This window comes from Actinoplanes rectilineatus (genome assembly GCF_000962825.1).
Taxonomy (GTDB): Bacteria; Actinomycetota; Actinomycetes; order Mycobacteriales; family Micromonosporaceae; genus Actinoplanes; species Actinoplanes rectilineatus.
Genome location: NZ_JZKF01000019.1, coordinates 31,449 through 54,603 on the forward strand (window position 1 = coordinate 31,449; position 23,155 = coordinate 54,603).

The following is a 23,155-nucleotide window of genomic DNA, read 5'->3' on the forward strand; positions in this document are numbered from 1 at the left end:
CATGAGACTTGAGGAGACAACAGAGATGTCGGACATGCTGCGCGCCCCCGCCGAGGCCAAGTACGCGGAGGAACTCGACTGGCTCGAGTCGATCGACGACGGCCCGAAGCCGTTCTCGTGGCGGCTGAGCCCCAAGATGGTGCGCCTGTTCATCCTCGGTTCGGAGCGGGCCGACGGCCTCGACCGCGAGATCGAGCAGAAGTGGTACGGCGATCGCAGTTTTGTCGAACGGTCCATCGTCACGCTCGCCTCGGACCGTGGACTGCTGCTCATCGGCGACCCCGGCACCGGCAAGAGCTGGCTGGCCGAGCTGCTCGCCGCCGCGATCAGCCGCAACTCCACCCTGGTCGTGCAGGGCACCGCCGGCACCACCGAGGACCACATCAAATACTCGTGGAACGTCTCGATGGTCATCGCCAAGGGGCAGTCCCGGGCGTCGATGATCCCGTCGCCGATCATGACCGCGATGGAGGGCGGGGTGATCGGCCGGTTCGAGGAGCTGACCCGCTCCACCAGTGACGTGCAGGACGCGCTGATCTCGATCCTCTCCGAGAAGTACGTGTCGATCCCCGAGCTCGACGACGACAACATCGTCTTCGCCAAGCCCGGCTTCTCGATCATCGCCACCGCCAACAGCCGGGACCGCGGGGTCAACGACCTGTCGTCCGCGCTCAAGCGGCGCTTCAACTTCGTCCGGATCCCGGTGGTCACCAACAAGAAGAGCGAGGCGGAGATCGTCCGCTTCCGCACCGAGGAGTTGCTGCGCCGGCACAACATCGAGCTCGAGGTGCCGCCCACCCTGCTCGACGTGCTGCTGCAGAGCTTCGCCGACCTGCGGGCCGCCTCCGCCGCGGCGTCCAGCGACGACGAACGGCTGGAATCGGCGCTCTCCACCGCCGAGCAGATCGGTGTTCTGGAGGACGCCATCCTGCACAGCAACTTCTTCGGCTCCGCCGCGCTGACCGCCGAGACGCTGGCCGGTTCACTCGTCGGTTCGCTCGCCCGGCGCAGCCCGGAGGACCTGGCCATCCTCAACAAGTACTGGCACGGCGTGATCGAGCCGCGGAGCAAGGACCAGGGCGGCGAGTGGAACGGTTTCCTGGAGGGTGGTCGCCAGGCGATCGCCACCCTGTCATGAGCGGGCACAGCCCTTTCGACGCGCTGCGCGGGCAGCTGCTCAGCGCGGCCGAGGACCTCGCCGGAGGCCCGGCCGCGCTGCCCGAGATCCTTGCCGGGATCGTCGACGACGTCGACCACGCGCTGCGCGAGCCCCTGGAGATCTTCCCGGTCTGCCACCACTCGCCGGCGTCCGCACTGGCCATGGTGCGCCGGCTGCGGGAGAAACAGCCGAAGGTCATCTACCTCGAGCTGTGCGAGGACCTCGGCCCGCTGCTGACCGAACTGCGCAACTGCCGCCTGCCGGTGGCGTTGCAGGCCTTCGCGTCCGAGGTGGACGGCTTCCCGCCGGAGTCGGCGCCGCTCAGCGTCATCGCGCCGATCACCGAGGCGTCCGCGGAATACCAGGCGATCGCGTACGCGCTGGAGACCCCCGACGTCGAACTCGTGCTCGTCGACCGGTCCACCGATCACGTCTTCCAGTGGCAGCCCACCGTCGAGGCGCACTCGTCCGAGGAACCCGAACAGGACCTGCACGGCGACGCGGTCGGCGTGGAGATCGGCGACCTGCGTCCCCGGTTCGCCGAACTGGAGGAGCACCTGCTGCACCACGGCAGGGTCCGGCACTGGTCCGAATGGTGGGACCAGTATGTGGAGCAGCCCCTGGCCGGGGCCGACCACGAGACGTACCGGCAGGTCATGGTGTTGATCGGCAGCCTGTTCCGACGGCTCGCCCCGCACGACACCCGGCGGTACGCGACCGACGAGGACCGCGAGCGCTACATGTGGACCCGGATCCGGGAGCACCTCGCCCGCAGCGGGGCCGACCGGTCCGACTGTCTCTACATCTGCGGCGCGTTCCACGCGGCGAGCCGGGTGCCGGAAGCCGGTTCGGAGCCGGGCACCCCGGACTTCCCGATCACCGCGCGGACCGCGACGACCTGGCTCTACGGCCTGATCCCGTCCAGCCACGCGGCCATCGAATCCCAGTTCGGCCTGGCACCCGGCTCGGTGTCGATCGCCGCCGCCACCTGGCAGAAACAGCTCGGGCGGGGACGGCTCACGCCGTTCCGGCTCGAGGGGCAGAAGGGCGGCAAGAAGCGGGTCAAGAAGGCGCTGCCCGCCCCCGCGGTGGACACCGACGTCACCGACCAGCTCACCGGCTACCTCTCCGGCCCGCCCGCACTCGACGGGCTGGACGAGGAGGAACTGCGCGGCTGGTGCGTCGACATCGTCCGGCTGGCCCGCCGCAACGGCTACCTCGCCAGCACCGCCGACGCCATCGCCGTCTACGAGACGTCGATCCTGCTGGCCGGGATGCGGGGCCGGGTCCGCCCCACGCCCTACGACTTCCAGGACGCGGCGGTCACCTGCATCGAGAAGGACACCGTCCCGGGCCGTCGCGACGTGCGCCGCCTCTGCGAGATCCTGCTCGGCGGCGACCGGATCGGCCAGGTCGGCTACGAGGCGCTGCCACCACTGGCCCGCGACGTCTACGACCGTCTCGAACCGCTCGGGCTCAACCTCGAACAGCGCACCATCCAGCGGGCGCTGCTCGACCTGGCCGCCCACCCCGAACTGGCGGCCTGCTCCCAACTGCTCTGGATGCTGCGCTACCTGCTGCCCGACCAGGCGGTCCGTCCGATCATGGGCTCCCGCAAACTGGGCGAGAGACACTTCCAGGAGAGCTGGGACCTCGACCTGGGCCGCCACCAGCGGACCATCATCGAACTGGGCTACGAGGGCGTCACCGTCGAACAGGTCCTCGAACAGCGTCTGCGGCGCGACGCGTGGGACCCGAAAGCGACGACGGCAACCGCCCTCACCGCGGTCGAGCACTCGCTGCTCTTCCTGCAGAGCCCACGACTCACCGACGAACTGGGCGCACGCGCGGTCGAACTGCTGGCGGGTGAGCGTACGGTCGACGACGCGCCCGCGGTGCTGCGCCGGATCCGCCGGTTGCTCGCCTACTACCGGTCCAGCACGCCCACCCTGCCGTCCTGGTGCGAGCGGTTCGTCACCGAGGGGTACGCGCACTACTGCACCCTGCTGCCGTCCGCGTTCGTCGACGACACGACCGGCGTCCGGCAGGTCGGTGCGATGCTCGGCTTCCTGTTCAGCATGGAGAGCCTGGCCCTCTCTCTCGGCTGCGACCGCACCCAGCTGGAGATCGCGGTGCGCCAGTCACACCCCGAGGAGCCAGCCAAGATCGCCTTGCTCTGGGCGGCGCACCACCAGCTGGGTGCGCTGTCCCTCACCGACCTTCGGGTACGCGTGGACGAACTGCTCGCCAACCCCCTGGTGGTGCCGGCCGTCCCGAAGTACGTCAGCGGCTTCGTCCAAGCCCTCGAATCGGTGCCGCGGCTGGCGCCGTTCGTGGTCGAAACCCTGTCGAAAGCGTTCGGCCGCCTACCCGACCCGGTGCTGCTGCCCTGGCTGCCGACCCTGATCACCACGTTGAAGTCGCAGGCGGCGGAGCTGGTCCCGGTGCTGACCCGGGAGGCCGGCCGGACCTTCCCGGGCAGCCTCACAGCCATCGACTCCTGGACCCCGCCGTGGGAGAAGACACGACCATCGGTGACCGCCCCCGGCAGCGCGACCGCCGGCGCCCCCGGCTCGGACCCCGGCTCGGACCCCGGGCCGGCCGGCCGTCTGCTGGCCGCGCATCCGGGGACGGCGGACGCGTTGGCGGCGCTGCTCGGTTGCGAGGGCGAGTGGACGCCGATCGCCGAGCCTGCGCCGGACCACACCGGCCCGGTGGTGGCGCTGCTGGCCGCCCACCCCGCCACCGCGGAGGAGGTGGCCGCCCTGGTCGGCGCCTGACCTCACCCGGCTCCGCACTCAGCCGCCGGTTCCGGGCTGGTCCGGCCCGCCTCGGTACTGGCACCGGTCCGGCTCTGGCCTGGCTCCGGCCCGCCCCTGTTCCGCTTCCGGCCCGACACGTCCTGGTCCTTGCCCGACCTCGGCCCTGGCCTCGGCTGCGACCCTGGCTCCGGCTCCGGCTCCGGTTCCGGTTCCGGCTCCGGTTCCGGCTCTGGCTCCGGCCCAGGCCCAGGCCCTCGATTGGTTCTCCGGGGTGGTTCGAGCGGTGGGCGGGGCGGCGGCGGTTGCGCAAGTGCGCAACCCGGGTGGGGTGGGGGTAGCCGTGACGTGGCGGGGCGTGTCCTAATCATGTCGTCGAGCCGGAAGGAGATCGATGCAGGCGGAGCAGACCGCGATCCCGTCGTTGGGGCGATGGGGTCTCTCTGCGCATGCCGATCTGACGTATCGAGCGCTCCTTCTGGCCGGCGTGCAGGGCAGCAACGGGTTGGCGCGTCATCTCGGGGTTCCGGTCTTCCGGATCGTTCAGGCATTGGAGGAGCTGGCGGCCTGTGGGGCGGCGGTACAGGTGAAACGGGGGAGCCGGAGGCTGTGGCAGGCCGCCGCCCCGGACCAGGTGATGGCCAGGTTGCGGCAGCGCCGTGACCCGGTCGTGGTCACCGAACTGGTCCGGCGGCACATCGCCACGGTTTCCGGGTTGCATCTGGATCGCGTGCTGCCGGGCGGTGTTCACCGGTTCCGTAACCGGTTCGCCGCCCGGCAGCGCATCGCCGAGCTGACCGCTGCGGAACGGCACGAACACCTGGCGATCAACACCGAGGACGTGTTCACGGCGGAGGCCACGGCCGCCGCCGCGCCGCTGGACGAGGACCTGATCGGCCGGGGGATCCGCCTGCGGGTGCTGGGGTTGCGCCCACGTGACGGCAGTGTCCGGCCGGGTCCGCCGCCTGGCGGGGAGTACCGGGAGACGTCCCGGCTGCCGCTGAAGTTGATGCTGTTCGACCGGTGTACGGCGCTGATCCCGGCGGATCCCACCGATTTCGAGGCGGGCGCCCTGGAGATCGTCGATCCGGACGCGGTCGCCCATTTGACCGAACTGTTCCACCGGATCTGGCGCACCGCCGAGGATCCCGGACGCCGAGAGGTGCCGGACATCGAATTGTCAGCCCGGGAGGAGGCCGTCGTGGGTCTCCTCGCTGCCGGAGCCACCGAGGATGCTGTGGCCGAACATCTCGGCATCAGCCGCCGGACCGTCGTCTACACGCTGCGCGCGTTGATGGACCGGCTCGGTGTGGACAACCGTTTCCAGTTGGCGCTGCTGTTGGGTGCCGCCCGGGCCGTGCCGTTGCCGCCGGTCGGGACGAAACGAACCGAGGAGAGCTGAATGTCCCTGGCCCGTCGAGCCCTGACCGTGGTCACCGCTCTGATCGCGAGTGTCCTGGCCGCACCCGTGGCCGCGTCCGCGGCGGCGGACACCTCGTGGACCGGTGCGCCCTGCGCGGACGGCCGATTCGAGTTGGTGGACGTCGACTACCTCGGAAAATGGGGTGTGGTCACGGGTACCGCCACGCAGTGCGGCCCGACGGTGGCGAACGGCGGCTTCCGCATCGCGTGGTACTGGCCGAGCCGTTCGTACGGCGAGTCGCCCAGTTACAACGCCCGGCGGTTCACCACCACGGACGCCGGGGAGCAGATGGGTTTCGGCGCGGCGATCTACGTGCCGAAGGACGGCGTCGTCCCGATCTGCTTGATCGCCGGTGACCGGACGCGGGTCGCCTGCGCGCTCACCGGCCCTCGGATCGGATACATCGAGCCGATCGACGTCGACGACGTGCGGGTCGCCAAGGAGTATGTCGGCGAGGGCTACGACCCGGACCACAATCCGGCCGACCTGTCGAACGATCCGCCGAACCCGGAGGATGTCGAGGGCTTCTGCGGAACCTGCTTCTGAGCGATGTGGATGTTCCGGAGTGTGATCGCGTACCGAAGAAAAGGGCGTTTGGTCCCTGATGCGGGATCTTGCGTTCCGGAAACCGTCAGAAGACTCACGGGGAATTCTTAGGAATCGCTTCTAGGGTCGATGGATGCAGAGTGTGGCGGTCGTGCCGTGATGACGGTGCTCCGTCCGGATGGGTCCGAGCCGCCGGAGCCCGTGACGGAGGAGCGCAAGCCCCGGTTCAACACCGCGTGGAACACTCCCGAGCTGCGCCGCAGGGTCCTGGTGGGCGCTGTCGTCGCCTGGGCCGTGGCGATCACCGTGCTCGTCGTCGTACGCGACGGGGGTGATGAGACGACCCCGGCCGCCACCGCCCCCGCTGCGTCTCCCTCCGCGTCGGAGGCGCCTCTGACCGTGCCGGAGGTCTATCAGGCGCTGGCGCCGTCGGTCGTGCTGATCCAGACCACCGGGCACGATTCGCAGAGCCGGGCCGAGGCCGGCACCGGCACCGGTGTCATCGCCAACGCGGACGGCACGGTGCTGACCGCCCTGCACGTGGTCGACGGCGCCGAGACGATCCGGGTGACCTATGCGGACGGGACGTCCGCGCCCGCTGAGATCGTGACCGAGGATCCGGCCCAGGACATCGCCACGCTCGTTCCCGGCAAGCTCCCCGAGACGCTGGTGCCCGCGGTGCTCGGCGGCGGCGTGCAGGTCGGCGAGGAGGTGGTGGCGATCGGCAACCCGCTCGGGCTGACCTGGAGCACCACCGACGGCGTCGTCTCCGGCATGGACCGGACCGCCGGAAAGATCGAGGGGCTCATCCAGTTCGACGCGGCGGTCAACCCCGGCAACTCCGGCGGACCGCTGATCAACACCCGTGGGCAGGTGGTCGGCATCGTCATCGCGCTCGCCAATCCGACCGACGCCGGCACTTTCATCGGCATCGGGTTCGCCGTGCCGATCGGCGCCGCACTCGGTGGTGGCGGAGAGGGCGACGGGCAGGCCCCACCGCTGTGACAGAAGCCGTAAGAAGACAAGGACGGATACATGAGCTGGACCGACGCCCCGCCCGCCTCCGCCGGCCCGATCGAGAAGGTGCTGTACGAGGTCAAGAAGACCATCGTCGGCCAGGACGTCCTGCTCGAGCGGCTGATCGTCGCGCTGCTCGCCCGCGGCCACATCCTGGTCGAGGGCGTGCCCGGCCTGGCCAAGACCCTGGCGGTGAAGTCGCTCGCCGAGGCGATCGGCGGTGACTTCCACCGGGTCCAGTTCACCCCGGACCTGGTGCCCGCGGACATCGTCGGCACCCGGGTCTACAACCAGCAGAGCGGTGAGTTCCAGGTTCAGCTCGGGCCGGTCTTCACCAACCTGCTGCTCGCCGACGAGATCAACCGGGCGCCGGCGAAGGTGCAGTCCGCGCTGCTCGAGACGATGCAGGAGCGTCAGGTCACCATCGGCCGGGAGACGCACAGGCTGCCGAACCCGTTCCTGGTGATGGCCACCCAGAACCCGATCGAGAACGAGGGCGTCTATCCGCTGCCGGAGGCGCAGGTCGACCGGTTCATGATGAAGGTGGTGGTCGGCTACCCGACGGCCACCGAGGAGTTCGTGGTGGTCGAGCGGGCTCTCGCGCCGAACCCGGTGATCCAGAAGATCATCGACCCGGAGACGCTGGTGCAGTTGCAGCAGCAGGCCGATCAGGTCTATGTCGACCCGTCGCTGATCGAGTTCGCGGTGCAGCTGGCGCACGCCACCCGCGACCCGGCCCGGATCGGCCTGACCGATCTGGCCCGCTACGTGACGTTCGGTGCGAGTCCCCGGTCGTCGATCAGTCTGGTGCTCGCCGCACGGGCGCTCGCCTTCATCCGCGGCCGTGAGTACGTCGTGCCCGAGGATCTCAGTGAGCTGGCCATGGACGTGCTGCGGCATCGCATGGTGCTGTCCTACGAGGCGTTGTCGGACGAGGTCACCGCCGATCTGATCATCTCGAAGATTCTGGCGAACCTGGCGTTCCCCGACCCGGCCGGCCGGGGCCGCTGACCGATGACGACCGCCCCCGACCGGCTGCTGCGGCGCCTGGAGTGGAGACTCGGGCGCCGTCTCGACGGGCGTCTGCAGGGCGCCTACCGCACGGTGTGGCACGGCGCCGGTCTCGACTTCACCGACCTGCGGGCGTACACACCTGAGGACGACGTCCGGCATATCGACTGGAACGTGACGGCCCGTCTCGACGAGCCGTTCGTTCGCCAGTACACCGAGGACCGGGAGATGACGGCCTGGCTTGTCGTCGACAGGTCAGCGTCGATGCGTTTCGGAAGACAGAACCCCTCATCGGGTACGCCTGACGTGAGCACCGCCGCCACCGGCAAGGAGTCGGTCGCCGCCGAACTGGCGATCAGCCTCGCGCGGCTCGTCGCCCAGGGCGGGAACCGGGTCGGCGCGATCCTCTTCGACAACCACTCCCATCAGGTCGTCCCGCCACGGGGCGGCCGTGATCAGATCCTGCGGATCGCGCGCGAGCTCACGCGTACCCCGGAGAAGGTCGTGAAGGACAGCGCGACCACCGACCTGGCCGCCATGTTCCGCCTGGCCGCGGCGACGACCGCGAAGCGGAGGAGCCTGGTCTTCGTGATGAGCGACTTCATCGCCGACCCGGGCTGGGACAGGTCGCTCGCCATGCTGACCCATCGCCACGAGGTGGTGGTGATCCGCGTGGTCGATCCGTCCGAACTGGAACTTCCCGACCTGGGCCTGATCCTCGTGGAGGACGCCGAGACCGGGGAGCAGCTGCTCGTCGACACCAGTGATCCCCTGCTGCGGGGGCGGCTCGCGGCCGAGGTCGACGCCCGCGAGGCCGGCCTGGCCGAGGGGATGCGCCGGGCCGGGGTGGACGAGCACCGGATCACCACTGATCAGGACATGCTCGCCGCGCTCGTCGACATGGTCCGCCGTTCCGGACGGAGACGCCGGTGACCTTCCTCCATCCGTCGGTGCTCGCCCTCGCCGCCCTGCTCACCGGGGCGGCGGTCTACGGGTACGTCGCGCTGCAGCGGCGCCGCCGTGCCGCCCTGGTCGCGGCCGGGTTCGGCACCCTGGCCGGCGGCGGCGTCCGCAGGCATCTGCCCTACGCCCTGCTGCTCGCCGCGCTGCCGGTGCTGCTCGTCGGTCTGGCCCGCCCGCAGGCCGAGGTCGCCGTGCCGCGGGTGTCCGGGACGGTGCTGCTGGCCTTCGACATCTCCAACAGCATGGCCGCCACCGACGTCACACCGAGCCGGCTCGGTGCGGCGCAGGCCGCAGCCACCACGTTCGTCCAGGAGCAGCCGGACACCGTGGACGTCGGTGTGCTGGTCTTCGGCGATCAGGCGTTGCTCACCCAGGCGCCGACCGCCGACCACGACGTCGCCGCGGCCGCGATCAACCGGGCCGCGGCCGGGGGTGGCACCTCGCTGGGGCAGGCGATCCTGGTCGGTCTCGGCACCATCACCGGCAAACCGGTCAGCCTGCCGGAGGACGGCGCCGCACCGGCCGATCTGGGTTACTGGCCGTCGGCCACCATGGTGATCTTCTCGGACGGCCAGGACACCGGTGGGCCGGACGCGCAGGCCGCCGCGGAACTCGCCGCGTCGGCCGGTGTGCGGATCCAGACCGTCGGCGTCGGCACCACGCAGGGAGCCACCGTCGAGGTCGACGGTTTCCAGCTCGGCACCGCTCTGGACGAGACGCTGTTGACCTCGGTCGCCCAGGTGACCGGTGGCAGCTATCTGGCGGCCGGTGACGCGGCCACGCTGACCGACACCACCACGTCGATCGACCTGCGCCTGACCACCGAGAAGGAGCCGCTCGAGCTGACCGCGCCGTTCGCCGCGGCCGCCCTGCTGCTCCTCACCATCGGGGGCCTGCTCGGCACCCGCTGGCACGGAAGGATCGTGTGATGTCGCTGAGCTGGCCGTGGGCACTGCTCGCGCTGCTGGTCGTGCCGCTGCTGCTCGCGGCCCGCTGGTGGCTGAACCGCAAACGCAAGCGCACCGCGGTCACCGTCTCCAGTGTCGCGCTGATCCGGGCCGCGCTGCCGGGCCGGACCGCGTGGCGGCGGCGTATCCCGGTCTACCTCTTCCTGGCCGGTCTGCTGTCGCTGGCCGCCGCGGTCACCCGTCCGCAGGCGTCGATCGCGGTGCCGTCGAACGACACCACGATCCTGCTGGCCATCGACGTCTCCGGTTCGATGTGCAACACCGACATCGCCCCGAACCGGCTGGCGGTGGCGGTCGACGCGGCCCGCGAGTTCGTCGAGTCCCAGGAGGGCGAGACCAAGATCGGGCTGGTGGCCTTCTCCGGCATCGCCGGCCTGCTGGTGCCGCCGACGACCGACAAGGCGCCGCTGCTCGAGGCGATCGAGGGGCTGAAGACGGCCCGGGGCACGGCCATCGGCCAGGCGATCCTCACCTCCATCGACGCGATCGCGGAGTCCAACCCGGATGTGGCGGCCACCGGTGTCGACCTGGGTGACCCGGTGCCCGGCGCTGTCACCGACTACGAGGCGGACACCATCGTCGTCCTCACCGACGGCTCGAACACCACCGGCGTCGACCCGATCACCGCTGCCGAGCAGGCCGCGGCCCGGCGTCTGCGGGTCTACACGATCGGGTTCGGCACCACCACGCCCGGCCAGATGGTCTGCACGGCCGACCAGGTGAGCGGCGACTCGCTCAGCGGCGGCCGCGGCTTCGGCGGCGGCGGGTTCGGCGGTGGCGGCAACCGGGGTGGCGGCAACCGGGAGATCGACGAGGAGGCGCTGACCGAGGTCGCCGACATGACCGGGGGACGGTACTTCAAGGCCGAGGACGCCGAGCAGCTGACCGATGTGCTCGGCGATCTGCCGAGCGAGTTCGGGCTGGTGAAGCAGGACGTCGAGGTGACGTTCTGGTTCGTGCTGGTGGGCGCGTTGCTGGCGTTCAGCGGTGTCGGGCTCTCGCTCTGGTGGAACCGTGGCCCGGCGGTTCCCCGCCGGGCGATCCCGAGTTGACACGGCTCTGGCAGGGCCGTTCAGAGGCTGCGGGCGGTGATGTCGCCGTGGGCCGTGGTGGCCCGGATGGCCAGCTCGGTGGTGGCCGCCTCCGGGTTGCGCAGCGCGTTGACGATGCGGCCCCGGCTGGTGTCCGCCTCCAGCGCGGCGGCGGTGCCGCGGGCGGCGCCGACGGTGATGTCGCCGTGCTGGGTGCTCAGGGTGACGGCGCCGCCGACCGCCTCGGTGACGCGCAGGTCGCCCTGCTGGGTGCTGATCCGGCCGGAGCCGCCGAGCCGGCCGACGGTGACGTCGCCGGACTGCAGGCTCAGGTGGGCGTTCGCGGTCTCGTCGAACGTGATCGAGCCTTGGGCGCCCTCGAACTCGACGTCGCCGAGGCGTCCGGCGCCGCGCACCTCGGCGCTGGCCGTCCTGCCGTCGATGCGTGAGCCGGCCGGCAGCTGGACCGTCAGGTCGACCGATCCGGACGAGCCGAGCAGCCGGTTGGCCTGCTTCGCGGCGATGATCCGCAGGACGCCGTCCCGGTAGTCGACGGTGACGCGTTCGGCGGCCTGCACGTCGCGGCGGTCGTCGGCGTTCGCGGGCCGGATCTCGACCCGGGTGTCGGTGCGGTCCGCGGCGATCAGCTGGATGCGGCCGGCCGGGATGTCGAGCTGCGCGGCGACGGGGGCGGGGGTGTCGAACCTCTGCATCGTTCTCTCCTTCGAGCGGTTGTTTCCGATGACTGAAACGCTACGTAGCTTTCAGGAATCGGGAAACGTCGAAGTCGCAAAGTGATGCAGTTTGAGCAGCTCAGAGACGTGAAATCATTGCAATGGCATGGAATTCAACGCAACGAATGCGACTCGTTCGTTGCAATGAATGAGAAGTGAACGCACCGGCGGCCGACTCATCGGTGGGTGAGGCGGCGGTGCCGGTGGGCGGCCATCCGGACCGGGGCGTTCGGCTCGCCGAACCGGTCGTACCCGCCGCGCCGCTCGACCAGCTCGAAGAAGACCCGGCCGCCCAGGACCGGCGTGTACAGGTGCAGCAACTCGCCACCGGCGGCATCCCGGTCGTAGAGGATGCCGTACCGGCTCAGGCGGGCCGCGAACTCCTCCGGCAGGCCCAGGCGGGCGATCAGGTCCGCGTAGTAGTTGTCCGGCACCGGCAGGGTGGGCACGGTCAGCGCCGCCGCCGTGGCGAAGATGTCGGCGGTGCCGAAGGCGACGTGCTGCGGGTCCGCCACGGCCGGCGCCCACTCGCCGCGGCGCAGCACCGAGACGGTCAGGGCCAGGCGTACGCCCCGATCGCCGGAAGCCACCGCCCGGGACCGCATCAGCCCGTAGGGCGCCGCGAACTCCTCGGTGGCCAGCGCGGTCAGCCCGAGCACCGACCGGTAGAACAGTCCCGCCTCGTCGAAGTGGTCGAACGGCTGCGTCAGCCCGAGATGGTCGGTGCCGGTGAGTCCCGCCGTGACCTGCGGGACCGCGCCGGTGGCCAGGAAGTCCGACCGCCAGTCGTCGTCGTCTCGGGTCACGAACACGCTGGTCCCGTCCGGCGCGGTGATCGCCGAGAGTGCCGCCTCCCCGGGCTCCCGCACATTCGGATGTGCCGGTGCCCGGAGCGCCGACGCCCGGGCCAGTGAACGCGCGGGGTCGTCCGACGTCACCGCGAAGGCGCTGAGCAGGGCCGCCTGCGGGCGGATCACCGCGCTGTTCAGCACGATCCGGCAGGCGTTCTGCTCCCACAGCTCCACCGGTTTGGTCCGGTGCTGACCGGTGTGCGCGAAGCCCAGCCCGCGCAGCGCCGTCCGCAACTCCGGCCCGGACTGCCCGTCGACGGTGAACTCGGTGAACGCGTGCCGGCCCAGCGTCGGCGCGGTGGGTAGCCCGGCCGGTTCGAGGGCGATCAGGGACCGCATCGCGTCGACTGCCGTCCGCGACGGATCGGACTGCCGGAACACGTCGTTGAAGACCTCCAGCGACAGCGGGCCGTCGTAGCCCGCCGCCCGGGTCAGCGCCACGAAGCCGGGCAGGTCGAAGTCGCCCTGGCCGGGGAAGAGCCGGTGGTGGCGGCTCCACTGCAGCACGTCCATCCGCAGCTCCGGCGCGTCGGCCAGCTGCACGAAGAAGATCTTGCCGGGGGTGATCGCGGCGATGCCGTCCGGTGGGACCGACCGGGACAGCACGTGGAACGAGTCCAGGCACAGTCCCAGGGCGGGGTGGCCGGCGCGCTGGACGATCCGCCACGAGTGGTCCCAGGTGGACACGTGCCGGCCCCAGGCCAGCGCCTCGTACGCGATCCGGATGCCGCGGGCGGCCGCGGCGTCGGCGAGCTCACCGAGTTGCGCAGCGGCCAGGGCGTCGTCGTCGACGGCGGCGGGCGAGACCGACGAGCAGACCAGGACGGTGTCCACGCCCAGTTCGGCCATCACGTCGAACTTGCGGGCGGCCCGTTCCAGGTTGGCCCGCAGCTGCTCGGCCGGGACCGCCTCGAAGTCGCGGAACGGCTGGTAGAGATCGATCGACAGGCCCAGGTCGGCGCAGCGGGCCCGGACCGCGGCCGGTGACAGCGGTGACACCACCAGGTCGTTCTCGAAGAGTTCGATGCCGTCGAAGCCGGCCGCCGCAGCCGCCGCCAGTTTGTCGTCGAGTGTCCCGGACATGCAGACCGTCGCGATCGAACGCCGCACAGATTCTCCTCTTGACAGTGTCGCCCGTCACAGTCGATAACTAACGTACCAGTTCGTACATTGATCGGCATCAAGGAGATCCAGTGACGCGGTGTGGCTTGATCGGGACCGGGATCGGCGCCTCACTGTCCCCGGCACTGCACGAGGCCGAGGGCCGCCACCAGGGACTCGACCTCAGCTACACGCTGCACGACGTGGACACCCCCGATGCCGCACTCGACGACGCCGAGCGGGCCGGATACGCCGGCCTCAACATCACCCACCCGTTCAAGCAGCAGGTGATCAAGCTGCTCGATCACCTGTCGCCCGAGGCGCGGGCCATCGGCGCCGTCAACACCGTGGTCTTCCGCGACGGACGGCGCCACGGCCACAACACCGACGCGTACGGCTTCACCGCATCGTTCCGCGCCAACCTGCCCGACGCGGCCAACGGGCACGTCGTACAACTGGGGGCCGGGGGAGCCGGGGCGGCCTGCGCGTACGCACAGCTCAGCATGGGCGTCGACCGGCTGACCGTGGTCGACCCGGACGCCCGGCGGCGGGAGTCGCTCGCCGCGCACCTCGACGACACCCGCATCATGACGGCCGCGCCGGAACGGCTGCCGTACCTGATCGCGGGCGCCGACGGCCTGGTCAACGCCAGTCCGGTCGGCATGAACGCCCACCCGGGGATCCCGCTGCCCGCAGAGCTGCTCCACCGTGGCCTGTGGGTCGTCGACATCGTCTACATGCCGGTCGAGACGGAGCTGCTGCGTGCCGCCCGTGCCGTCGGTGCGCGGGCGGTCGGCGGCACGGCGATGTGCGCCTACCAGGCGGCCGCCGCCTTCCAGTGGTTCACCGGGCGCATCCCCGACATCGCGCGGATGCTGCGCCACCTGGACGAACTACTCGTTTGACCGCCCTGGAGCCGACATGATCGCGGACGAAGACACCACCACCCGAGAACTCCCCGAACCCCTCTCCCTGCGCCGGATGGTCGGTCCCGGCATCGTCGCCGTCGGCATCGGCATGGCGGCCGGCGAGATCATCCTGTGGCCGTACCTGACCGCGCTCGGCGGTCTCGGCCTGCTCTGGCTGGCCTTCACCACCCTGGCCGTGCAATTCGTCATCAACATGGAGATCGAGCGGTACACGCTGGCCACCGGGCAGACCGTGGTCGCCGGATTCTCCCGCTGGTGGAAGGGCTGGGGCGTGATCATCTGCCTGGCCGGCGCGTTCCAGTACGTCTGGCCGGGCTGGGCGACCAGCGGCTCCACCGTCTTCACCTATCTGGTCGGCGGCGGCGATCCGGTCTGGATCACGGTCGGGGTACTGGCCGCGATCGGCGTCCTGCTGACCTTTTCCAAGGTCATCTACAAGACCGTCGAGCGGGTCGAGACGGTCAAGGTCGTGCTGACACTGTTCTTCCTGGTGGTCGTGGTGATCTTCGTGATCTCGCTGAGCACCTGGGGCGCCGGCGCGAAGGCGACGATCACCGAGTTCGGGCAGATCCCCGACGGCATCACGTTCACCATGCTGCTCAGTGCGATCGGTGCGGCCGGGGCGGGCGGCGTACACAATCTGGTCCTGAGCAACTGGATCCGGGACAAGCGCTACGGCATGGGGGCGCACGTGCCGCGGCTGATCTCACCGATCACCGGGCAGGAGGAGGCGGCCGGAGCCGGCCGCTACACGTTCCCCACCGACGAGGCGTCGCTGAGCCGCTGGACCATCTGGTGGAAACGGGCGAACGCCGAACACCTGGTCACCTTCGTCGCGGTCTGCTTCGTGACGATCGGCGTGATGAGCCTGCTCGCCTACGAGACGCTGTTCGGCCGCGACGACCTCAAGAGCGACCCGTCGTTCCTGCGCATCCAGGGCGACATCATGGCCGCCGAGGTCGGCGAGTGGCTGAAACTGCTCTTCCTCGCGGTCGCCGCGGTCTCCCTCTGGGCCGCCGCGATGGGCCTGCTCGACATCATCGGCCGCGTCGCCGCCGACTTCCTGCACCGCGCCTACCTGCAGAACTCGTCCCGCTGGACCGAACCGCGCCTCTACCTGGCCGTCGTCTGGGCCGAGATCGTCCTCGGCTCGGCGATCCTGCTTGCCGGTTTCACCCAGCCGCTCGGCCTGCTGATCATCTCCACCTGCGCCGCGTCGGTGGTCACCCTGCTCTATTCGATCCTGCTGGTCCGCCTGAACATCCGCGATCTCCCGGCGGCCATCCGCCTCCGCGGCTGGCGCCTGATCGGCCTGCTGGCGGCCATCGCCTTCTACGGCTTCTTCGCCGTCGCCATGGTGGTCACCCAACTGCAGCGCCTCTAGATCACCGGTTTTCTCAGGGGTACGGGCTACACCTCAGTCAACCGCACCAGCACGTCCCGGGCACTACCCGCGACATCGCGCTCCCAGTGATCGGAGAACCGCCTGGCACTGATCACCCCTTCGGTCGTCTATCGATGACCGAAGGGTGGTGCGAGCCGGCTCCCGTCATGATCGTTGCCCGGTATGGGGCGGCACTTACCCGATGACGCTCAGCTTAGGTTGATCAATGCCGTGACCAGTAGCTGTGCGGTTCCCTTCGCCGTGGCGATTCGTCGGCCGGTGGCGGTGGTGGCGGTCGTGTCGGCGCAGCTCAGCCGTTTGTCGCGGCGCGGGGCCGCGTCCAAGGTCGACTTTGGCTGGGTGGCATGGTGCGGCTGTCTGCTGTCTGCCGCCGACCGTCGTCCATTGCCACTCGGCTTAAGTTGATCATTAGTCTGCCCATCGACTTCGCCGCGGCTGCGATCACGCCTGCCGGGCGCCGCCTCCGGTCACCCCGCGCGTCGGCGCCGTTCAGCAACGCGCGGCCTCACCAGGGCCGTCGTCGAGATCGGAATGGGTTCGGTGGCGTTCCAGCCACCCCGGCCGTCGGCGACGGTCCGCCCATGAGCCGAAAAAAACCGTGGGCGACGGCCGGGTGCCCCCGAGCCGTCGCTGGTGGCTGGTTTCTGCTCTCCCGAATGGCCGTGGCTGACGGCTCGGTCGGCTCGGCCGTCGGCTGCGGTCCATTTGCGAGCCGAGAGCAACCGTGGGCGACGGCTCGGGGGTACCCGGCCGTCGCCTGTGGTCGCTTCGGCCGTTCCGGCCGTCGCGGCGGTCGTTTTCGGCTACCCCGACCGGCCCCCACGGTCGTTCCCGAACTTACGCAGGGGTATGTCTCAGGACCATGGGCTGTGACGGAGAGGGGCCGTTCCGCGAGCGCGGATCGGCCCCTCTCCGGAAAACGATCAGGCGACGCGGCGCCGGCGGGTCCAGGAGAAGCCGATCAGGCCGGTGACCGCGGCCAGAGCGCCACCGGCGACCGTCCACACCCAGCGGGACGAGAAGTCCGGGATCCAGTCGAAGGACCAGGAGGAGAAGAGGCCGTCCTCGTCGTCCTCGGTGCCGGGGGCGGCGGACGCGGCCGCCGCCGGGGTGGTGAGCACCTTGCCGGGCTTGTTGTTCGGCACCAGCGGCGCGGCCAGTTCGCCCTGGTCGGCGCCGGTGTCGCCGGTCGGCAGGGCGAGCGCCAGGGTCACGTCGACCGGCAGGCCCAGGTCCTCCTCGGGCAGTTCGGTGCTGGACAGCCGCACGTAGTAGGTGCCGGGCAGCGGGTCGCCGTCCCACGGTTCGGCCCAGGAGCGGACCTGCCGGAGCTGGCAGCCGAGCGTGATCGATGTGGCGTTCTCGGCGGCGACCGGGTTCTGCTCGCCGGCCACGCAGGCCTGTCGGCGGCGCAGGCCGTCGAAGACCTCCACGGTCCACGACTGGGAGCCGGTCCGGTCGGTGGACGGCGGCAGTGCGACCGTGATGTCCAGGTCGGGGCGCTGTCCGGCGACCGCGCCGAACGACCAGTACAGATAGTCGCCGGTGACCGCGCCGACCTGCACCTGCTGGTCGGCGTTGATCGCCACGGCGGTCAGGAACGAGGTTCCCGCGTTGCTGACACCCGGGGCCGGCGACGGGGCCGCGGCGGCGGGGGTGGCCACGGCGAGCGCGGCGAGCACGCCGACGGCACCGGCCAGTTGAGTGATCCGCATGTCAGTTCTCCCTCCAGGTGGCGACCCACCAGCGGGTCAGCCATCCGGCCAGCACACCGGCGACGAGGCCGGCGATGGCGAGCACGAAGAGCAGCAGGAAACCGCGGCCCAGGCCGGGCGCGTCCGGCGCCTGAGAGGCGTCGACGACGTCGATGCTCAGCTCGAGCGGCATGCCGGGCTCGCCGGCGGCGGTCGGTGAGGCGAACGAGTTGCTGACGATCAGGCAGACGTCGGTGGTCTCCTCGGCCGTCACGGTCGTGGTCTCCTCTTCGGAGGCGGAGTTGTTCTCCTCGGCCTCCGCGTTCTCCTTCTCCTCGGTGCCGGACCAGCGCAGGCCGGCCGAGAGCACGTCGGCGCGCCCGCTGCCCGCGTCGACCCCGCGGACCAGCTCACGGCCGTTCACGGTCGCTGCTTTCAGGAGTACGCCGTAATCACGGTTCAGTGGCCGGTCCAGCGAGATGCTGACCGACGCGCGCAGTTCCTGGCCGGGTTCCACGGTGACGCGGTAGAACCGGTGTTCGCTGATCAGTTCCCGGTCGGTGTAGACGCCGGCGGAGAGCAGCGGCGCCTCGACGCAGTCTTTCGCGCCGGTGACGACGGCCGGGGTGACCGGCGGCGGGGTGGCGGCCCGGTCGACGAGTTGCTTGATCCGGTCGGTCAGCTCCTCCTCGCTCTTCGCCGAGGCGTACGTGCCGCCGGTCGCGGTGGAGATGCAGACGAGCTGCTTGCGGGTCTTCTCGTCGGGGGTGAGGCCGAGGGTGTCCACCACCAGGCCGGCGCCCTGCGCGGCCAGTTCGCGGGCGACCGTGCACGGGTCCGGCGGGGTGCAGGTGTCCTCGCCGTCGGTGATCAGGACGATGCGCCGCACCGATCCGGTGTCGCCGAGGTCCTTGGCGGCTTCGCGCAGGGCCAGGCCGATCGGGGTGAACCCGGTCGGCTTCAGCGACGCGATGGCGTTCTTGGCGGCGACCCGGTTGACCGGTCCGACCTCGACGATCTGCTGCGTGTCCTTGCAGCCGGTCTTCTTGTTGTCGCCGCCGTAGGTGGCGCCGAGAACCCGGATGCCGAGCTGCGTGGTCTCCGGCAGCGCGTCGACGACGTCGTTGAACGCCTGCTTGGCGACCGAGATGCGGGTGGCGCCGTCGATGTCGGCGGCCTTCATCGAGCCGCTGACGTCGAGGACCAGTTCGACCCGGGGCGGTTCGGCCGTGGTGGTCTCGTCGGCGAGTGCGGGGGTGGCGCCCAGGAAGGCGGAGGCGGCGATCAATCCTATTGCTGCCACTAAGGACAGTTTCTTGTGGATCACGCGGCAAGATCATAAACGTACGTCACCGTGTCCGCCCCCGCGCCCCCGGGTGGCCGGTTCATCGATACGCGGCGTGACCAGTCAACTTCTGGCCGATCACCAGAGTGTGGATCTCCGACGTGCCCTCGTAGGTCAGCACCGACTCCAGGTTGTTGGCGTGCCGCAGAGGGGAGTAGTCGAGCGTGATGCCGCTGCCGCCGAGGATGGTCCGGCACTCGCGGGCGATGGCCAGTGCGGTGCGGACGTTGTTCAGCTTGCCGACGCTGATCTGGTGCGGCTGGACACGGCCGGCCTCCTTGAGCCGCCCGAGGTGGACCGCCAGCAGGGTCGCCGTGTTGAGGTCGACGGCCATGTCCGCCAGTTTCTCCTGGGTCAGCTGGAACGCGGCGATCGGCCGGCCGAACTGCTCACGGGTGTTCGCGTAGTCGAGGGCGGCCCGCAGGCTGTCCCGGGCGGCGCCTGCCGCACCGAAGACGATGCCGAAGCGCGCCTCACCCAGGCAGCTCAGCGGAGCGCCCAGCCCGCGTGCTCCGGGCAGGCGGGCGCTTGACGGCAGGCGTACCCCATCGAAGTGCAACTCACCCGTCACCGACGCACGCAGCGAGAGTTTCCGCTTGATGGTCCGGGAGGTGAAGCCGGGGGTGCCGCGCGGGACGAGGAAGCCGCGGATGCCGTTCTCGGTCTGCGCCCAGACCGTCGCGACGTCGGCGATGCTGCCGTTGGTGATCCACATCTTGGTGCCGGTGAGGATCCAGTCGTCGCCGTCGCGGACCGCCCGGGTGCGCATGTTCGCCGGGTCGCTGCCGACGTCCGGCTCGGTCAGGCCGAAGCAGCCGATCGCCTCACCGGCGGCCATCCGCGGCAGCCACTCCTGTCTCTGCTCCTCGGAGCCGTAGCGGTGGATCGAGAACATGGCCAGCGAACCCTGGACGGAGGCGAAGCTGCGCAGCCCCGAATCGCCGGCCTCCAGCTCCAGGCAGGCCAGTCCGTAGGCGACCGCTCCGGTCCCGGCACAGCCGTAGCCGTCCAGGTGCATCCCGAGCAGGCCCAGTCTGCCCAGCTCCGGGGCGAGGTCGCGGGGGAACGTGCCCTCCTCGAACCAGTCCGCGACGTGCGGCCGGACGTGATCGGCGACGAACCGCGCGACGGTCTCCTGGATCTGGCGCTCCTCGCCGGTGAGCAGGCCGTCGATGTCGAGCAGGTCGAGAGCATCCATGATGTTCATCCTGGTGGTTCGGGGCGGCTCAGTCGACCGGGTGACCCCACTCCGCTTCGACCAATTTAGGGTGATTTATCGGTAAGTGTGGTTGTGTGGCACATGAACGCACCCCCGGCCGTGTGGACGACGCACTGGCCTCCTCCCGGGCCGGGATGCGCGCCCTCTGGATCTCGCTCGCCGGTCTCGGCCTCACCGCGGCACTGCAGGGCGCCGTGGCCGCGATCTCCGGCTCGGTGGCCCTGGTCAGCGACACCGTGCACAACGTGGCCGGCGCGCTGACCGCGATCCCGCTCGGCATCGCGATCCGGCTCGGCCGGCGGGCCGCGACCCGCGCCTACACCTACGGGTTCGGCCGGGCCGAGGACCTGGCCGGCGTCGGCATCGTCGCGGTGATCGCGGTGTCCGCCGCGGCGACCGCCTGGCTGGCGATCGGCCGGCTGATCGATCCGCACACCGTGACGCACCTGCCGTGGGTGCTCGCCGCGGGCGTGGTGGGGTTCGCCGGCAACGAGGTGGTCGCCCGGTACCGGATCACCGTGGGCCGGCGGATCGGCTCGGCGGCCCTGATCGCGGACGGCGTACACGCCCGGACCGGTGGGTTCGCGTCGCTGGCCGTGGTGCTGGCCGCCTCCGGATCCGCGCTGGGCTGGCGACTGGCCGACCCGGTGGTGGCCCTGGGGGTCACCGCGGCGATCGTCTGGGTGCTCAAGGACGGCGCGCGGGCGATCTACCACCGGCTGATGGACCGGGTCGACCCGAGTCTGGTCGACGACGCCGAGGACGCGCTCCGGTCGGTACCCGGGGTGGCCGACGTCGACTGGCTGCGCCTGCGCTGGATCGGTCACCGCCTGTACGCGGAAGCCGCCATCGCGGTGGACGACCGGCTCAGTCTGCTGGCGGCGCACGAGATCGCCACCGACGCGGAGCAGGAGGTCACCCGGCATGTCCCGGGTTGTGCCGGTGCGGCGGTGCATGTCCACCCCGAGTTGGTGGGTGACCACGGTGACCACGGCCGGTCAGCGTTTTCCCAGGAGGATGATCTAGCCTCAAGATCATGAGTGCGTGGGCCCCGGGTGATCTCGTCGATACCGTCGACCCGGAGGTCCGGGACTCGGTCGCCGCCTTCCTGGCCACCGTCGAGACCGATCTCCGTGCCTCGGTGGTCAGCGACGACCCCCTGATCAGTGAGGTCGCGGCGCACCTCGTCGAAGCCGGCGGCAAACGGTTCCGGCCGATGGTGGTGGCCCTGGCCGCCCAGTTCGGTGACCCCGGACGGCCCGCGCTGGCCCCGTCCGCGGTGCTGATGGAACTGACCCACCTGGCGACGCTGTACCACGACGACGTGATGGACGAGGCGCCGATGCGCCGCGGCGCGGCCAGCGCGAACTCCCGCTGGACCAACTCGATCGCGGTCTGGGTCGGCGACTACCTGCTGGCCCGGGCCGCCCAGATCGCCGCCGGCCTCGGCGACGACGCCGTCCGGCTGCAGGCCCGGACCCTCGCCCAGCTCGTCCGCGGCCAGCTCGACGAGACGGTCGGACCGCGCGGCGGCGACCCGATCCGCCACCACCTGCGGGTCATCGAGGACAAGACGGCCTGCCTGATCTCCGCCTCGGCCCGCTTCGGCGGCATGTTCGCCGGCCTGCCCGGCGCGCACGTCGACGCGCTCGCCGCGTTCGGCACCTCGATCGGCATCGCGTTCCAGCTCTCCGACGACCTGCTCGACATCGCCTCGGACTCGGCACAGTCCGGCAAGACGCCCGGCACCGACCTGCGCGAGGGCGTGCCCACCCTGCCGGTGCTGTACGCGCTCGCCGCCGCGGACACCGGACCGGACTCCCGGCGGCTGCGTGAACTGCTCGCCGCCGGCCCGATCACCGACGACGCGCTGCACGCCGAAGCGCTGTTCCTGCTGCGCGAGTCGGCCGCCCTCAAACAGGCCCGGGAGACCGTGCACGGGTACGCGTCCGAAGCCCGCCACCACGTCGCGGCCCTTCCGGACGGCCCCGCCCGCCGAACGCTCGAGGCCCTCTGCCACTACATAGCCGACCGGACGGGCTAATCCGCGGGGGTGTCATGCCCCGATTCAGCGATACCGGTCCTCTTTGTGGTGACATACGGTGAGCACGACATCGACCGGCTGCTGCTTCGGCAAGGGGGCGTCATGGCCGAGGCGAGTCTGCTCGACCGGCTCTGTCCGGGTGACCACGCCTGCTTCGTCGTCGACGAGGAACCCGCCCGGATCCGGGACGTCGCCGCCTGGATCCGGTCCGGCCTGCGCGACCACCACCGGGTGGTCTACCACGCCCTCGACGGCGACCGGGCCGCGTCCGGGCTGGCGGACGAGGGCGTGGACGTCGCCGCCGCGACCCGGCAGGGCCGCCTGCGGATCGTCACACCGGACCCGGCGGACCTCGAGACGATCGTCCGCCGCTGGCGCGACGAGTCGGCCCGCGCCCGCGACGACGGCTACCACGGCCTGCGCGCGATCCGCGACATGTCCTGGGCCGGTGGCGACCCGCCCGGCACCGACCGGCTCGCCTGGTACGAGGCCCAGCTCAGCCGGGTCTTCGCGGACGGGTTCGCGGTCGGCGTCTGCCTCTACGACCGCAGCCTGTTCGGCGAGGAACAGCTGCATCAGATCACCCGCTCGCACCCGGCGACCATCGCCGGCGGCACCGAAGCGGGCGGGATCCCCCTGCTGCGCGTGACCCGGACCGCCGGATCGTTCGGCCTGCGGCTGGTGGGCGAGGCCGACCTGTCGAACCGGCGGGCCCTGCGCGCGATCCTCGACCACGTGGACGACGACGCGGCACCGGGCCAGGACCGGCGGACCCTGACGGTGGACGTGGGTGGTCTGCGGTTCGCCGACTCGGCGGCGGTCCGGATGCTGCTCACCGTGGCCGGGCCGCACCGGCTGCGGCTGGTCGGCTGTTCGGCGGCGCTGCGGCGGCTCCTGGCGCACCACGGTCCCGATCCGGCCGTCGAGTACGGCGGATAACCCTGTTCTGTTCCGCT

At 70.7% G+C, this 23,155-nt stretch carries 19 protein-coding genes; 14 read left to right on the forward strand and 5 right to left on the reverse strand.

The window, feature by feature from the left end:
• Positions 1-25: 25 nt before the first annotated feature.
• The 9 genes from WH85_RS16705 (at position 26) to WH85_RS16750 (ending at position 10,898) form a co-directional block, all read left to right on the forward strand.
• On the forward strand, positions 26-1,138 hold the full coding sequence (locus tag WH85_RS16705) for an ATP-binding protein (RefSeq protein ID WP_045742799.1): 1,113 nt from the start codon (positions 26-28) through the stop codon (positions 1,136-1,138).
• The gene (locus WH85_RS16710) at positions 1,135-3,939 is read left to right on the forward strand and encodes a DUF5682 family protein (protein WP_045742800.1); all 2,805 of its coding nucleotides are present in this window, start codon (positions 1,135-1,137) and stop codon (positions 3,937-3,939) included. The genes WH85_RS16705 and WH85_RS16710 overlap by 4 nt, the downstream gene beginning before the upstream one ends.
• A gap of 373 nt (positions 3,940-4,312) precedes the next feature.
• Positions 4,313-5,320 (forward strand): LuxR C-terminal-related transcriptional regulator, encoded by a 1,008-nt coding sequence (locus WH85_RS16720; RefSeq protein ID WP_157411048.1) that lies wholly within the window; start codon positions 4,313-4,315, stop codon positions 5,318-5,320.
• On the forward strand, positions 5,321-5,887 hold the full coding sequence (locus WH85_RS16725) for a hypothetical protein (protein WP_045742802.1): 567 nt from the start codon (positions 5,321-5,323) through the stop codon (positions 5,885-5,887).
• Between the two features lie 201 nt (positions 5,888-6,088).
• Positions 6,089-6,892 carry a S1C family serine protease gene (locus tag WH85_RS16730; RefSeq protein WP_245673963.1) on the forward strand — a complete coding sequence of 268 codons (804 nt, stop codon included), beginning with the start codon at positions 6,089-6,091 and terminating at the stop codon, positions 6,890-6,892.
• 30 nt (positions 6,893-6,922) lie between these two features.
• The gene (locus tag WH85_RS16735) at positions 6,923-7,915 is read left to right on the forward strand and encodes an AAA family ATPase (RefSeq protein WP_045742804.1); all 993 of its coding nucleotides are present in this window, start codon (positions 6,923-6,925) and stop codon (positions 7,913-7,915) included.
• A 3-nt stretch (positions 7,916-7,918) separates the two neighbouring features.
• Positions 7,919-8,848 (forward strand): DUF58 domain-containing protein, encoded by a 930-nt coding sequence (locus WH85_RS16740; protein WP_045742805.1) that lies wholly within the window; start codon positions 7,919-7,921, stop codon positions 8,846-8,848.
• On the forward strand, positions 8,845-9,807 hold the full coding sequence (locus WH85_RS16745) for a VWA domain-containing protein (protein ID WP_045742806.1): 963 nt from the start codon (positions 8,845-8,847) through the stop codon (positions 9,805-9,807). The genes WH85_RS16740 and WH85_RS16745 overlap by 4 nt, the downstream gene beginning before the upstream one ends.
• A complete protein-coding gene (locus tag WH85_RS16750; protein WP_045742807.1) occupies positions 9,807-10,898 on the forward strand; it encodes a VWA domain-containing protein in 1,092 nt (363 codons plus the stop codon). Before WH85_RS16745 ends, WH85_RS16750 begins: the two co-directional genes overlap by 1 nt.
• A gap of 20 nt (positions 10,899-10,918) precedes the next feature.
• Here WH85_RS16750 and WH85_RS16755 read toward each other — a convergent pair whose 3' ends face one another.
• Both WH85_RS16755 and WH85_RS16760 read right to left on the reverse strand, forming a co-directional pair.
• A complete protein-coding gene (locus tag WH85_RS16755; RefSeq protein WP_045742808.1) occupies positions 10,919-11,590 on the reverse strand; it encodes a DUF4097 family beta strand repeat-containing protein in 672 nt (223 codons plus the stop codon).
• Between the two features lie 197 nt (positions 11,591-11,787).
• Positions 11,788-13,572 carry a bifunctional sugar phosphate isomerase/epimerase/4-hydroxyphenylpyruvate dioxygenase family protein gene (locus WH85_RS16760; protein WP_211275378.1) on the reverse strand — a complete coding sequence of 595 codons (1,785 nt, stop codon included), beginning with the start codon at positions 13,570-13,572 and terminating at the stop codon, positions 11,788-11,790.
• 83 nt (positions 13,573-13,655) lie between these two features.
• On the opposite strand from WH85_RS16760, the gene WH85_RS16765 reads away from it, so the two are divergent.
• Together WH85_RS16765 and WH85_RS16770 are read left to right on the forward strand one after the other, a co-directional pair.
• Positions 13,656-14,468: a shikimate dehydrogenase gene (locus WH85_RS16765; protein ID WP_045742810.1), complete on the forward strand. Its 813-nt coding sequence runs from the start codon at positions 13,656-13,658 to the stop codon at positions 14,466-14,468.
• A gap of 16 nt (positions 14,469-14,484) precedes the next feature.
• A complete protein-coding gene (locus WH85_RS16770; RefSeq protein ID WP_045742811.1) occupies positions 14,485-15,876 on the forward strand; it encodes an Nramp family divalent metal transporter in 1,392 nt (463 codons plus the stop codon).
• Between the two features lie 944 nt (positions 15,877-16,820).
• On the opposite strand, the gene WH85_RS16775 is transcribed toward WH85_RS16770, so the two are convergent.
• The 3 genes from WH85_RS16775 to WH85_RS16785 are packed head-to-tail and all read right to left on the reverse strand — an operon-like array spanning position 16,821 to position 20,134.
• On the reverse strand, positions 16,821-17,612 hold the full coding sequence (locus WH85_RS16775; protein ID WP_045742812.1) for a hypothetical protein: 792 nt from the start codon (positions 17,610-17,612) through the stop codon (positions 16,821-16,823).
• A 1-nt stretch (position 17,613) separates the two neighbouring features.
• Complete coding sequence (locus tag WH85_RS16780; RefSeq protein WP_045742813.1) at positions 17,614-18,918, reverse strand: VWA domain-containing protein; 1,305 nt, start codon at positions 18,916-18,918, stop codon at positions 17,614-17,616.
• A 58-nt stretch (positions 18,919-18,976) separates the two neighbouring features.
• Positions 18,977-20,134 carry an acyl-CoA dehydrogenase family protein gene (locus WH85_RS16785; RefSeq protein WP_211275379.1) on the reverse strand — a complete coding sequence of 386 codons (1,158 nt, stop codon included), beginning with the start codon at positions 20,132-20,134 and terminating at the stop codon, positions 18,977-18,979.
• A gap of 122 nt (positions 20,135-20,256) precedes the next feature.
• Here WH85_RS16785 and WH85_RS16790 point away from each other — a divergent pair, with 122 nt between their 5' ends.
• From WH85_RS16790 to WH85_RS16800, 3 genes are all read left to right on the forward strand, one after another.
• Positions 20,257-21,195, forward strand: coding sequence for a cation diffusion facilitator family transporter (locus WH85_RS16790; RefSeq protein WP_245673964.1), 939 nt, complete (start codon positions 20,257-20,259; stop codon positions 21,193-21,195).
• Complete coding sequence (locus WH85_RS16795) at positions 21,192-22,199, forward strand: polyprenyl synthetase family protein (protein ID WP_045742816.1); 1,008 nt, start codon at positions 21,192-21,194, stop codon at positions 22,197-22,199. Before WH85_RS16790 ends, WH85_RS16795 begins: the two co-directional genes overlap by 4 nt.
• 102 nt (positions 22,200-22,301) lie before the next feature.
• The gene (locus tag WH85_RS16800) at positions 22,302-23,138 is read left to right on the forward strand and encodes an MEDS domain-containing protein (RefSeq protein ID WP_157411049.1); all 837 of its coding nucleotides are present in this window, start codon (positions 22,302-22,304) and stop codon (positions 23,136-23,138) included.
• Positions 23,139-23,155 lie beyond the last annotated feature (17 nt).